This window comes from Luteibacter sp. HA06, assembly GCF_054061215.1.
Window position 1 is genome coordinate 4178765 of record NZ_JBSSDZ010000001.1, and the last position, 13035, is coordinate 4191799.

The following is a 13035-nucleotide window of genomic DNA, read 5'->3' on the forward strand; positions in this document are numbered from 1 at the left end:
GCCAGATGCTCGCCGCACGTCGCTGTCTCACGTGAATTCCCCCGCCCAGATCTTTCCTATTATATGGGTAAGACACCCCTATTCGGATTAACCTCGACTTTCGACTAAATTCCTTGGCGTGACCCGACATCGCCGTCTTATCACGCGGATTCTCTACGCTGTGTGCGTGACGCCCGTTCGTAATACCATGCCCCCACACAATATTGGGAAGGACAGTAGGGGAATGCGATTCAACAATTTAACGGCCGCGCGTTTTGTCGCCGCATTCCTGGTATTTCTGCACCACAGCACCCCCGCTGAATATGCGGCCGTGCAGTCGAAGTTCTGGCACAACTTTTTTCTGAACGGCTATGTTGGTGTCACCTTCTTTTTCATTCTCAGTGGCTTCGTCATAGCGGCGTCCAGCCTTGAACGGCTCAGGCAACCGACGGTAAAAGCAGTAGCGTCCTTCTACTGGAACCGCCTTGCACGTATTGTGCCGCTATGGGCAGTCGTATCGGCGCCACTGGTCTGGTCCGCCTACGTGAACGGCAACCCCGCGCTACCTTGGTTCCTTACCTTCACACAAGCATGGTTGCGCGACATCAACCTAGCATTCTCGATCCTCGCAGTGTCCTGGACACTGTCGGCGGAGATGTTTTTCTACGCGGTCTTCCCGCTGATTGCAGCCCTGACCTCCGGCGTGAGTGAACGCATCAAGGGGCCGGCATTCTCCCTTATAGGCCTGGGCATCGGCCTGGCCGGCGCGTTGTACTTCGTCCAGCATCCTCAGGCTGCAACACTTCCATGGACCGATCCCGACGGGTCGCATTACTGGCTGTACCGGCTTCCCCTGTCTCGCGTCGGTGAGTTCCTAACCGGGATCGGGCTGTTCGTCATGCTCCAGTCTGGTTTGCTCGCCTTGTCGAGAAAGACCGTGATAGCAGTCCTGGCGATCGCCATCATCGCTTTGTTCGAAATCATGGGCAGGCTCCCCATCGGGGGGGCGTGGTGGATATTCCCCTACGCACCAATTTTCGCCGTCATCATCGTGGCGCTCGCTCGATTGGACCAATTGGGTTTTACTGTCACGGCGCCTCTGCCCATTCTTCTGGGTGAAGCGTCTTTCGCTTTTTACCTGATTCACCAGTACTACGGAAAGCTGCTGCTAACTACGTTGCTGCCTCTCGGATTGCGGATGGCACAGACCGCAACGTTCATATTCACGGTCAGCGCCAGCGTCGGTCTCTTCCTGCTGATCGAAAGCCCGCTACGCACGCGTCTCGTCCGGCTTTTCCATACAAGATCTACGGCACCATCGCCCGTCATCGTGGATACGACGAGCAATTGAATCCGTACCAATCACGGAATTGAAAGCATACCCTCAGACATGGCTGACGTCGTAGCAGCCAAGAAGATCGCGACCCAGGCCACATACGTTATCGCGATGCTCCAGCAATGAGCGCCAACGAACCGAACGACTTCGCGCCGCTCGAACGCGACAATCGCCATTCCGGCCAGGACAACGTACACCGGCAAGAAAAACCGGCTTTCAACGGCGCCTGGAGCGATAGCCGCGACCGCCAGCAGCACCGGAACGAAGGGCACAAGTGTTCGCAGGCGAATCTCGCTACCGAGGCAGATCGCGACTCCGGCGAACAGTAGCGTGGCGCACACGAATGACGTCCAATCACGACCTTCCGGACGGCGCTTCTCGTAGACCATTCCGTCGCGCACATCCAATCCGTTGATAACGTGCCTGGTCACGATTCCCGCGAATGCCATGGGGTGACGAAGCACGAGTCCGGCATAAGCTTTAATTGAGCTTTCGACGAAGTGACCGCCTTCAGCGGCACGGATCGCGACCCCAGCGGGATCCCGGTAGTACAGTCCATGCACTTCATCTGCGCCGCGTATGCCTATCGCCTTCTGCATCGTGATGCCCCACAACAGCTGAGAAGCCATGAGCGATGAGCCACCCTCCACACTAACCTCAAGCCAGGGAACTGCCGCGCCGCCCCGTGCGTGATTGAAGATCATTTGCGGAGTGGCAACTACGAGGGCGCCACAGAAAACCAAGCCGATCGCCGTGGCGCGGCGAACGACAGCCTGCCCCTTCATGAAGTGAAATGCGATGAGCGGAAGCATTGCAAGGAAAGTAAAGAGATAGATCGTCCGTATGTTGTAAGCGGCGCTCATCGCTGCGCCCGCCAGTGTCGCGGCCAACCACCACTGCGGACCAGAGGTGGCGAGCATCGCGCGGGTGGCAAGTAAGACGAGCACCAAGGCGGGCAGATCGGACAAGGGATAGAGAAACAGACCCGGGAAAACAGTCACGGGAAGCAGTGCAATGGCTACTCGCTTGGCCAGTCCGGGCAATCCCCCTAAAACATGAGCAAACAAGTCCGAAATCGGACCGGTGAACATCCAGGCGTAAACACTCGCGCTGACCAGCTGAAATACCAGGAAGGGATGCTCACACGCTTCTCCCAGTGTCCTCAGCGGCCACAGCAGCGCTGGGTAGACATAACCGCGAAGCGGCGTCATTACCGCAGAAGGATCCTTGACGCTGAGCGACCAGTAGTAGCCCGCGTCGGCTGGAAACCACGTGACGCCTGATGTCCAGTGCAGCAGCCACAGGCAGAGACAAACGATAACGAATGCCGCAGCCTGAGGCCGCTCCCGCCGAAAGGAGAGTTCCATGTTTAACCCCTTAAATTAGCGGGTTAGCCTAACGGAAGCCGTCTATCCACGCGAGGGATTCGCGCGAAACCGCGAATCCCCTGCCCGAACGCTTATTCCACCGTGACCGACTTAGCCAAGTTCCGCGGCTGATCCACGTCCGTCCCGCGCTGCACGGCCACGTGGTAAGCCAGCAACTGGAGCGGAATTGTAAACACGGCCGGAGCGATAAGATCGCCACCGCCGTCGACGCGGACCATGGCCACGTGCTCGGTGCCGTCGTCCATCTCGGCGCGCTCGTCGGCGAAGACAATCAACTCGCCGCCGCGAGCACGCACTTCCTGCAGGTTCGACTTCAACTTGTCCAGCAAGGGGCCATTCGGCGCCACGGCAACGATGGGCATGTTCTCGTCCACCAGAGCCAGGGGGCCGTGCTTCAGTTCGCCAGCGGGATAGGCTTCGGCGTGGATGTAGGAAATCTCTTTGAGCTTAAGCGAGCCCTCAAGCGCCACTGGGAACTGCGCACCACGACCAAGGAACAGTGCATGCTGCTTGTTGATGAAATGGTCGGCGATCTTTAGGATCTCCGGCTCGATCTTCAGCGCGTTCTCGATGTAACGCGGCAGCGACTGCAGCTCCTTGCAATGTTCAAGGTACTTCGCGCTGTCCAGGCCGCGACGGCGGCCGAGGTCCAGCGCCAGCAAGGCGAACGCGGTGAGCTGGGTGGTGAAGGCCTTCGTCGAAGCGACGCCGATTTCCGGACCCGCGCGCGTCATCAGGCGCAGGTCGGACTCGCGGACCACCGACGACTCGGGCACGTTGCAGATCGCAAACGTGGCGAGGTAGCCGCGACGACGCGACTCGCGCATGGCGGCCAGCGTGTCGGCGGTTTCGCCCGACTGCGACACGGCGACGAAAAGCGTGTTTTCCGGAACGACGACATCGCGGTAGCGGTACTCGCTGGCGACCTCGACGACGACCGGGATGCGCGCAAACTGCTCGATCCAGTACTTCGCCACCATGCCGGCGTGGTAGCTGGTACCGCAGGCGACGATGTGGATGGCGCGGGTCTTTTCCAGAATCGGATCGGCATCGATGCCGAAGATGTTCGGCAAGATGCCATGCGGGCCGATGCGGCCTTCCAGCGTGTCGGCGACGGCCCGCGGCTGCTCGAAGATTTCCTTCTGCATGTAATGGCGGTACTCGCCACGCTCGACGGAGTCCGCGCTGATCTCACTCTCGTGGGCGGTGCGGTCAACGCGCTGGCCATCAAGACCGAAGACCTCGACCGTGTCACGTGTGATCTCGACGACGTCGTCTTCCTCGAGGTACATCATCCGGTTGGTGACCTTGATGAGCGCCTGAGCGTCGGAGCCGAGGAAGTGCTCACCAATGCCGATACCGACAAGCAGCGGGCAACCACGACGCGCGCCAACGATGCGTTCGGGCTCGTCCAGGCTCATCACCGCGATGGCGTATGCGCCTTCCAGTTCGCGCACGGCGGCCGTGACGGCCTCCCGCAGCGACTTACCAGCCTGCACGTGCTCGTCGATGACCGCACCCATGACCTCGGTATCGGTTTCCGAATGGAAGGTGCGGCCCTTGGCCCTGAGCCCTTCGCGGAGCGAGGCGTAGTTCTCGATGATGCCGTTGTGCACGATGGCAATGCGGCCCTGCACGTGCGGATGCGCATTCACCTCGCTCGGCACGCCATGCGTGGCCCAGCGCGTATGTGCGATACCCGTGCCGCCCGGCACCGGGTCGGCGTCGTAGAGGGCTTCCATCTCGCGGACCTTGCCCTTCGCGCGGACGCGGCGGATTTCGCCGCCGTCGGCGATGGCCATGCCCGCGGAGTCGTAGCCGCGATATTCGAGGGCCTTCAGGCCCGCAATCAGGATGGGCGCGATATCACGCTGCGCGACGGCGGCGACGATTCCACACATGGGTCTTGTCCTTAATTAATTGACTTTGCGGCGCAGGTAGTTAAGCAGGTCGATCCGGGTGATCAGGCCCAGGAACTGCTCGCCGTCGACGACGATGGCCACGTGCCCCTTCTCGAACACGGGCAATAGTGCATCGATCGGCTCGCGAACCTGGAGCATTTCCGGCGAAGCGATCATGGCCGTGGAGACGGGATCGCGGAATCGGGCTTCGTCCGAATGCACGTGCATCAGCACGTCCGATTCGTCGAGGATGCCGACGATGCGATCGCTCTCCATGACAGGTAGCTGTGAGACGTCGTACAGCTTCATGCGGTTGTAGGCGGTGACCAGCATGTCGTCCGGCTTGATGACGACCGTATCGCGCTGCGCGTAAGGGCGCAGGATCAGGTCGCGCAAATCGCCGTAACGCTCGCGTTCGAGGAAGCCGTTGTCGAGCATCCAGTAGTCGTTGTACATCTTCGACAGGTACTTGTTGCCCGTGTCGCAGACCAGCGTGACGACGCGCTTGGGCTCGGTTTGTTCCTGGCAATACTTCAGCGCGGCGGACAGCAGCGTGCCGGTGGACGAACCACCGAGGACGCCCTCCTTAGCCAGCAGCTCACGCGCGGCAAGGAAGCTTTCCTTGTCGCTGATGGCATACGCCTTCTCGACCATGGAGAAGTCGCTGATCGAGGGCAGGAAATCTTCGCCGATGCCTTCGACCATCCAGCTGCCCGACTTCTCCGACAGGACGCCGTCGTTGATGTACTCGGCGAGGATGGAGCCGACCGGATCGGCCAGTACGATACGGGTATGCGGTGAGTGCTCGCGAAGGTACGCCGTAAGGCCGCTCATGGTGCCCGACGAACCGCAACCGACGACGATGGCGTCGACCTTGCCGTCCATCTGCTCGAGGATTTCCGGGCCGGTGGTCTGCTGATGCGCCAGCGGGTTGTCCGGGTTGCCGAACTGGTTGATGAAGTAGGCCCCCGGCGTTTCCCGCGCGATGCGCTCGGCCATGTCCTGGTAGTACTCGGGGTGACCCTTTGCCACGTCGGAGCGGGTAAGCACCACTTCGGCACCCATGGCCTTGAGGTTGAAGATCTTCTCGCGGCTCATCTTGTCGGGAACGACCAGCACCAGGCGGTAGCCCTTCTGCTGCGCGACAAGGGCAAGGCCCAGGCCAGTATTGCCAGCCGTACCTTCCACGAGGGTGTCGCCCGGCTTGATCTTCCCGGCGCGCTCGGCGCCTTCGATCATGGACATGCCGATGCGGTCCTTCACCGAGCCACCGGGGTTGGCGCTTTCCAGCTTCAGGAAGAGCTCGCAAACGCCAGTATCCAGACGCTGGGCGCGCACCATGGGGGTGTGGCCGATCAGATCGAGGACGCTGTCATGAACACTCATTGGAACTCCGTCTTTTTCCGGACGTGGTCCCTGCGACCCCGCCCCTATGGGCGCACATGATAAAGGGTGGCGCGCTGAACCGATGCCCGGCTTCTCGGCCGATCCGAAACGGTGTAGGGACCGGCCATAAAAAAACGGACACGTTACCGTGCCCGTTTTCCTGAATTAGTGAACCCGGTGATCGGGTCAGTGTCGTGATTGCTGCCAGCTGTCCCACATTCGCTGGAGCTTCTCCTTGGCCTGCAGCTTTTCTTTCTTGAGACCCGCCAGGCTTTGGTCGTCCATAGGCAGACAGCCGATATTGGCGTCATGCAGCTTGGTGTCGAGTTCCTGGTGGCGGTAGAAGAGACGACGGGTATCGGCATCGGCGTGGATGAACTTCTCGACGTCGTCACGCTGCTGGTTTTCGAACATAGCGAACTCCTCGCGTTGGGGAGGGCCATCACGTGTTTTTCGCGTGACGGGAGTTCGAAGCTACTCCGCTCGAGGGGGTGCCGCAAGACCGATCTTTCTCAACGCGTCCACGAAAAAATAGTTGCGAGCGCAACGGTTTACGCGGCGAATTAGCCTCGAGCCCGCCGTGTGGCGGGCCCCAGGCCGATTTCTGTGGGAGCCGCTTCAGCGGCGATTCCTGCGAAGCGGAACATGCATCTCATCCGCTAGCACCCTATCGCCGCTGAAGCGGCTCCCACAGGGCAACCCGGCAAGGTACCCAGGTGTCGCTGCCTTAGTTGCCGTTGCTGCTTTTCTTCGTTCGCTTCGGGGTGGGCGCCGGGTCGGCGGCACCGTCGGAGGAGCTGGCATCGCGCATGGCGCGCGCTGCGGCCTCGGCAAGGGCCGCCTGCTTCTTGGCCGCGTTGGCGACCTTGGCCTGCGCCGCCGCGACCTGACGGGCCTTGTCGCCCTCGGCCTTGGCCTGATCCAGCGCCTGGGAGTACTCCACGCCCTGCTGCTGCAGGCGGGCGGCCTCTTCCTGGATCATCTGGTTCTGGGCGCGCTGTTGCTCGAGCTGGCGACGTGCCATCTCCGCGTCGAGGCGACTGGCCTCGAGCAGGATGGAATCGTGCTCGCGGTCCAGCTGGGCCGACTTGCTCTGCGCGTCCTGGAACTGGGCCATCGCCTTGGCGATGTCCACGCGACGCTCTGCGATATACAGATAGTGCGCGTGTTCCTTTTCCTTGGGCTTGAACTGCGCCATCTGATTGATCGCTTCGCGGGCCCGGGCCTGTTCGGCCTGGGCGTACCCGCCGAGGACGGGATCAGCCGAGAGCTGGTCCAGGCTGGAGTTCAGCCGGCGGATATCGAGGTCGTCCGTGGCGGCCATGGCCGACCCTGCCGAAAACACGGCAAGAACCAGGGCGGAAAGGAGGATAGTCGTGCGCTTCATCACTGGCCTCCCTGATGGTCGTTCAGCGGCTGGGTCTGTCCGCCCACGGGCGGCGGCGTGGTGTCGGTCGCCTCGGGCAGGACACTTTCGGTTTCCTGCACGTTGGTCGGGATCGGCACCGTGTCGTTCGCGTGGTTGTCGATCATCTCGACGCGCATACGCGAATTCTCCTGGCTCTTGGTCTGGTTCTGGGCACGGGCGGCACCCAGGCGGGCCTTGGCCCGGGCCAGTTCACTATCCGCTCGCGACTCGTCGGCCAGCACGGCCGCCTCGTCATACTTGCGGCTCGCCATGGCGGTTTGCGCCTGGCGGAACTTACCCTGCGCATAGTCGAGATCGACTGGCGCATAATCGGCAGCACCGGCGTCGCGCGCCGCCTGGAGCTGGGCAAGTGCCTGATTCATGGCACCGTCCGGCGGCGGGGCGCTGGCACAGCCAGCGAGCGTAGCGATCGCCAGGCCTAAGGAGGCCAGGGCGAGGAGCCGGCGGCCCTTGGAAAGGGCTTTCGACGGCAAGATGTGCACCATCACTCGTTATCCTCTTACAGGTTTGCGAGATATTGTCGATATATGAAGGTCTAGGGAGACCTCGTCTCGATTGTAATGCGAATGCCCGGGGGTTTAGGTGGATATTGGTTATTTCCTGAAGCTAATGGTGGACAAGGGCGCGTCGGACATGTTCCTGACGACGGGTGCCCCCGTGAACATCAAGGTGGAAGGCAAGCTCTACCCGTTAGGAAACACGGGCCTGCCCAGTGGCATGGTCAAGAAAATCGCCTATTCGCTGATGGACGAGGGGCAGGTGCCCCAGTTCGAGCGCGACCTCGAGCTCAACATGGCCCTGGCCGTGAAAGAGGCCGGGCGCTTCCGCATCAACGTGTTCAAGCAGCGCGGCGAGATCGGCATGGTCATCCGTGCGATCAAAAGCGAGATCCCCTCGCTGGAAGAGCTGCGCCTGCCGACCATCTTCCGTGACCTGATCATGGAGCCGCGCGGACTGATCCTCTGCGTCGGCGCCACCGGCTCCGGCAAGTCGACCACGCTGGCGGCCATGCTGGACCACCGCAACAACAACAGCTCGGGCCATATCCTTACCATCGAGGATCCCATCGAGTACCTGCACCGCCACAAGCGCTCGATCATCAATCAGCGCGAGGTGGGCCTGGACACGCACAGCTACCACGAGGCGTTGAAGAACGCGATGCGTGAGGCGCCGGACGTGATCATGATCGGCGAGATCCGCGACACGGAGACCATGGAGGCTGCCATCGCCTTCTCCGAAACCGGTCACCTGTGCCTGGCCACCCTGCATTCGAACAATGCGGACCAGACCCTCGAGCGCATCCTGAATTTCTTCCAGGAGGCCTCGCACAAGAACGTGCTGATGAACCTGGCCCTGAACCTGCGTGCGGTGATCAGCCAGCGCCTGGTGATCGGCAAGGACGGCCGTCGCATGCCGGCGACCGAGGTGCTCCTCAATACCCCGCTGATCCGCGACATGATCCGTCGCGGCCAGATCCACGAGGTGAAGGACGCCATGGACCGCAGCCTGCAGGAAGGCATGCAGACCTTCGACCAGTCGCTGTACCGGCTGTACAAGGACGGGTACATCACCCTCGAGGAAACCCTGAACAAGGCCGACTCGCGCGATGGCCTGGCCCTGAAGATCCGCCTGTCCGAGGGTTCAACCAGCAACGAGTTCGCCTCGAGCGATCCCTACGGCATCGGCGTTTAAGGGAAATGTGGGAGCCGCTTCAGCGGCGAAAAGGGGATCTGTGGGAGCCGCTTCAGCGGCGAAAAGCCAACGAAGCGGTGAAGCGGTAACGCCAATCGCCGATAAATCGGCTTGTGTCTTAGGACCGGCGTAGGCTTAGGGGTGAGAGCGGAGTGCGGCAAGCCCGTCATCGGCGGTGCTGCGAGCACGTGTGGGAGCTGGGGCTGCCGCACTCCCTCCACCAATAGCCCGAACAGTTGCCCGAGTCGTACCTCGAATTCACAAGCCGGGGCATGGTGGAGGTGCTCTCACTTCCGATCGTACTCCGGAGTGAAGTCATGAGCATCCATGTAGGAATCGACACCGGTAAATCCATGCTGGACGTGGGTTTTTTTCCTGGGGAGCGCTGCGAGCGCTTCGCTAATACGGCCGAAGGCCACCGTGCTTTACTGCACGTTCTGGCGCCTTTGGACGTGCCGCATATCGCGATCGAAGCGACGGGCGGTTACGAGCGAGGCATCGTCGATGCCTTGGCGCAAGCGGGTTATTGCGTCACCCGGCTGGCATCGCATCGCGCCACGGCTTACGCAAGAGCGATGGGGCGTTTCGCCAAGAACGACTCGCTCGACGCGCAGATCCTGGCGCGGATGGCCGCGCATATCACGCCGCAGCCTTATCAGACGCCGGCACCCGAGCGCGCCGACCTGGCCGAGCTGGTACGTTGCCGTTTGCAGATGGTGAGCCAGCGCGACGATAACTTCCGGCGGCTGAAGCAGACGAGGCTGACGGCGGCTCGCCAAGCGTTACAGGCCATGATCGATGCGGCCAGCATGCAAATCCGCGACCTGGACCGACAGATTGCAACGGCGACGAAGGACGTTGATCCGGCATCGCGATTGCGCGAGGTGCCGGGCGTCGGACCCGTCGTGCAAGCGACGCTGATCGCGTATTTACCCGAACTGGGCCAGCTGACACGGCAGCAGATTGCCGCCCTGGTCGGTGTGGCGCCTTACGTCGACCAGAGCGGTCGCCGCGACGGCGCCCGGCATGTGCGTGCCGGCCGCTGGATCGTGCGGCGCGCGCTGTATATGGCGGCTTGGGGAGCCATCCGAACCAAAGGCAGCGCCCTCGGAGAGCGCTACCGCGCCCTACGGGCGCGAGGAAAAGTGGCCAAGGTGGCTCTCGTCGCCTGCATGCGATGGCTGATCACGGCGATCAATGCGATGGTCCGTGACCAGGTCGGCTGGCGGCATGAGGCGGCTGTCTGAAAAAGACAGTTGCTCCCACACAAAGCCCCCCATACAAAGCCCCGCCACACAAAGATTTGCCCTGTCACTGAGCGTCCGGCTGCGCCTCAGGCGCAGCCTGCTTGAACGCCTCCAGCACCTGGCACGCCTCGACCACCCGCCGGATCGTCGGGTACGGTTCCAGATCCACCCCCCAGCGCACCGCGTTGTAAAACTGCGGCACCAGGCAGCAGTCAGCCAGGGTCGGCGTGTCGCCATGGCTGAACTGCCCGGTCTGCCCCCGTGCCAACAAAGCCTCGATCCCATCGAAGCCTTTCTTGATCCACCGCCGCGACCACACCGCCTTGGCCTCCTGGTCCGCCCCGAACCCCGCCTCGATTGCCCTCAGCACCCGCAGGTTGCCCAGCGGGTGAATATCCGTGCCCACGGCCTGCATGAGTTCGCGGACGCGAGCCCTGCCCAGTGGATCGGTGGGCATGAGGGGCACTTCCGGACGTGTCTCATCCAGATATTCGAGGATGGCCATGGACTGGCGGATCGTGCGATCGCCATCGAGCAGGGTCGGCAGCTGGGCCTGGGGCGAGATGTCGCAGTAGGCAGGTTTCAGGTGCTCGCCGCCGTCGGTCAACAGATGAACCGGGCGGGCCTCATACGGCAGCCCCTTGAGGTTCAGGGCGATCCGGACGCGGTAGGCGGCGCTGGAGCGCCAGTAGGTATAGAGGACGAGGGACATGTCGGTTCCTTCTGCGGACCGGGCAATTATCGCCGCTGAAGCGGCTCCCACATACAATGGGCGTTTCTCCGAACCGAAGCTGGAGTCCAACGTGTCCGTCATCCGCATGCAAGACCTCGACCTGCGCGGCAAGCGCGTGCTGATCCGCGAGGACCTCAACGTCCCGGTGGAAAACGGGAAGATCACCTCCACCCAGCGCCTGGATGCCTCCCTGCCGACCATCGTCGCCGCGCGCGACGCCGGTGCGAAGGTCATGGTCATCTCTCACCTGGGCCGTCCCAAGGAAGGCGAGTTCGACGAAGCGTCCTCGCTCAAGCCGGTCGCCGAATGGCTCGGCAAGAAGCTCGGCAAGGACGTGCGCCTGGTGCGTGACTACCTTGATGGCGTGGACGTCGCCGAAGGCGAGGTGGTGGTGCTGGAGAACTGCCGCATGAACGTCGGCGAAGGCAAGGACGACGAAGCGCTTTCGAAGAAGTACGCCGCGCTGTGCGATGTCTTCGTCATGGACGCGTTCGGTACCGCGCATCGCGCCCAGGCGTCCACGCACGGTGTGATCCGTTTCGCGCCGGTCGCCGCTGCGGGTCCGCTGCTGGCGAAGGAGCTCGACGCGCTGGGCAAGGCGCTGGAAAACCCGGACAAGCCGCTGCTCGCCATCGTCGCCGGCTCCAAGGTCTCGACCAAGCTCGAGCTGCTGCAGAACCTCGTAGGCCGCGTGGATCAGCTGATCGTCGGCGGCGGCATCGCCAACACCTTCATCCTCGCCGAAGGCCACAAGGTCGGTAAGTCGCTGGTCGAAGCCGACCTGCTCGACATCGCGAAGAAGATCATGGCCGACGCCAAGTCGCGCGGAGCCGAGGTACCGGTGCCGACCGACGTGGTGGTCGCCACCGAGTTCTCCGCCACGGCCAAGGCCACGGTCAAGAACGTCAGCGACGTTGCGGATGACGAGATGATCCTCGACATCGGCCCGGACACCGCCAAGCGCTACGCCGAGCTGATCGCCAAGGCCGGCACCGTCGTGTGGAACGGCCCGGTCGGCGTGTTCGAGTTCGACGCGTTCGGCAAGGGTACCGAGACGCTCGCGCGCGCCATCGCCGCGTCGAAGGCTTTCTCCATTGCTGGCGGCGGTGACACACTGGCTGCCGTGGACAAGTACGGCATCGAAGACGGCGTTTCGTACATCTCCACCGGTGGCGGCGCCTTCCTCGAATTCCTCGAAGGCAAGGAGCTGCCGGCAGTTGCGGCGCTCAAAGCCCGCGCGGACAAGAAGTAATGCTGTACCTCTTCGATCTCGACGGCACCCTCATCGATTCCGAAATCGGCATCTTCGCCGGCGTCCGCCATTCCCTGGCGGCCGTCGGCGCGGAGGCGCCCGATGACGCCGCCCTGCGTGCCTGGGTGGGGCCGCCGCTGCGTGTGAGCTACGCCGCCATTCTCGGCGACGACAACGAGCGCATTGAAGCTGCCGTCGCCGCGTACGGCGATCGCTTCCGCGACGTGGGTTGGTCGGAGCACACGGTGTACGAAGGCATTCCCGAGCTGATCGCCTCGCTGTCCGCAGCCGGCCATCGGCTAGCGGTCGTCACCAGTAAGCCGCTTCCGCACGCGGGGCCGATCATCGCCCACCTGCCCTTCGGCCATCTGTTCGAGCGCGTTTACGCCCCTGACCTGTCTACGTCGCACAGCGAGAAAGCCACGATGATCGCGGCTGCCCTTGCCGACTTTGGCCAGCCGGCGGAAGACACGATCATGATTGGCGACCGTCTTTATGACATGGAAGGTGCTGTGGCCAACGGCGTGCGCGGTATCGGCGTGCTCTGGGGCTTCGGCGATCGCGAAGAGCTCGAAGGCGCTGGCGCATGGAAGGTCGTAGGCACGCCTGCCGATATTGCGAAGGTCACTGCGGCGGTCATGGCCGATTAACCTGCCCAACGGTAGAAGCATCGTTCCACATACAACTCAGGC

At 62.5% G+C, this 13035-nt stretch carries 12 protein-coding genes; 5 read left to right on the plus strand and 7 right to left on the minus strand.

The genetic code is table 11. The annotated features are described in order from the left end of the window. Positions 1-223: 223 nt before the first annotated feature. The gene (locus ACVWWJ_RS19320) at positions 224-1330 is read left to right on the plus strand and encodes an acyltransferase family protein (RefSeq protein WP_456969120.1); all 1107 of its coding nucleotides are present in this window, start codon (positions 224-226) and stop codon (positions 1328-1330) included. 11 nt (positions 1331-1341) lie between these two features. On the opposite strand, the gene ACVWWJ_RS19325 is transcribed toward ACVWWJ_RS19320, so the two are convergent. The 6 genes from ACVWWJ_RS19325 to ACVWWJ_RS19350 all read right to left on the minus strand — a co-directional run bounded on the left by ACVWWJ_RS19325 (position 1342) and on the right by ACVWWJ_RS19350 (position 7904). Beyond that, the gene (locus tag ACVWWJ_RS19325; RefSeq protein ID WP_456969121.1) at positions 1342-2682 is read right to left on the minus strand and encodes a hypothetical protein; all 1341 of its coding nucleotides are present in this window, start codon (positions 2680-2682) and stop codon (positions 1342-1344) included. A 92-nt stretch (positions 2683-2774) separates the two neighbouring features. Further along, positions 2775-4604 carry a glutamine--fructose-6-phosphate transaminase (isomerizing) gene (gene glmS / locus ACVWWJ_RS19330; protein WP_456969122.1) on the minus strand — a complete coding sequence of 610 codons (1830 nt, stop codon included), beginning with the start codon at positions 4602-4604 and terminating at the stop codon, positions 2775-2777. A 15-nt stretch (positions 4605-4619) separates the two neighbouring features. Continuing rightward, positions 4620-5990 carry a pyridoxal-phosphate dependent enzyme gene (locus ACVWWJ_RS19335; protein WP_456969123.1) on the minus strand — a complete coding sequence of 457 codons (1371 nt, stop codon included), beginning with the start codon at positions 5988-5990 and terminating at the stop codon, positions 4620-4622. A 186-nt stretch (positions 5991-6176) separates the two neighbouring features. Continuing rightward, the gene (locus ACVWWJ_RS19340) at positions 6177-6404 is read right to left on the minus strand and encodes a YdcH family protein (RefSeq protein WP_046968544.1); all 228 of its coding nucleotides are present in this window, start codon (positions 6402-6404) and stop codon (positions 6177-6179) included. A gap of 313 nt (positions 6405-6717) precedes the next feature. Then, entirely contained in the window at positions 6718-7377 is a 660-nt protein-coding gene (locus tag ACVWWJ_RS19345) for a DUF4398 domain-containing protein (RefSeq protein ID WP_159894295.1), read from the minus strand. Next, positions 7377-7904: a DUF4398 domain-containing protein gene (locus tag ACVWWJ_RS19350; RefSeq protein WP_159894297.1), complete on the minus strand. Its 528-nt coding sequence runs from the start codon at positions 7902-7904 to the stop codon at positions 7377-7379. The genes ACVWWJ_RS19345 and ACVWWJ_RS19350 overlap by 1 nt, the downstream gene beginning before the upstream one ends. A 97-nt stretch (positions 7905-8001) precedes the next feature. On the opposite strand from ACVWWJ_RS19350, the gene ACVWWJ_RS19355 reads away from it, so the two are divergent. Both ACVWWJ_RS19355 and ACVWWJ_RS19360 read left to right on the plus strand, forming a co-directional pair. Then, a complete protein-coding gene (locus ACVWWJ_RS19355) occupies positions 8002-9111 on the plus strand; it encodes a PilT/PilU family type 4a pilus ATPase (protein WP_159894299.1) in 1110 nt (369 codons plus the stop codon). A gap of 317 nt (positions 9112-9428) precedes the next feature. Then, positions 9429-10358 (plus strand): IS110 family transposase, encoded by a 930-nt coding sequence (locus ACVWWJ_RS19360; protein ID WP_456966652.1) that lies wholly within the window; start codon positions 9429-9431, stop codon positions 10356-10358. Positions 10359-10422: 64 nt separating this feature from the next. Here ACVWWJ_RS19360 and maiA read toward each other — a convergent pair whose 3' ends face one another. Beyond that, entirely contained in the window at positions 10423-11070 is a 648-nt protein-coding gene (maiA, locus tag ACVWWJ_RS19365) for a maleylacetoacetate isomerase (protein WP_456969124.1), read from the minus strand. Between the two features lie 91 nt (positions 11071-11161). On the opposite strand from maiA, the gene ACVWWJ_RS19370 reads away from it, so the two are divergent. Together ACVWWJ_RS19370 and ACVWWJ_RS19375 are read left to right on the plus strand one after the other, a co-directional pair. Further along, on the plus strand, positions 11162-12343 hold the full coding sequence (locus ACVWWJ_RS19370) for a phosphoglycerate kinase (protein ID WP_456969125.1): 1182 nt from the start codon (positions 11162-11164) through the stop codon (positions 12341-12343). Then, positions 12343-12993 (plus strand): HAD hydrolase-like protein, encoded by a 651-nt coding sequence (locus tag ACVWWJ_RS19375; RefSeq protein ID WP_456969126.1) that lies wholly within the window; start codon positions 12343-12345, stop codon positions 12991-12993. Before ACVWWJ_RS19370 ends, ACVWWJ_RS19375 begins: the two co-directional genes overlap by 1 nt. Positions 12994-13035 lie beyond the last annotated feature (42 nt).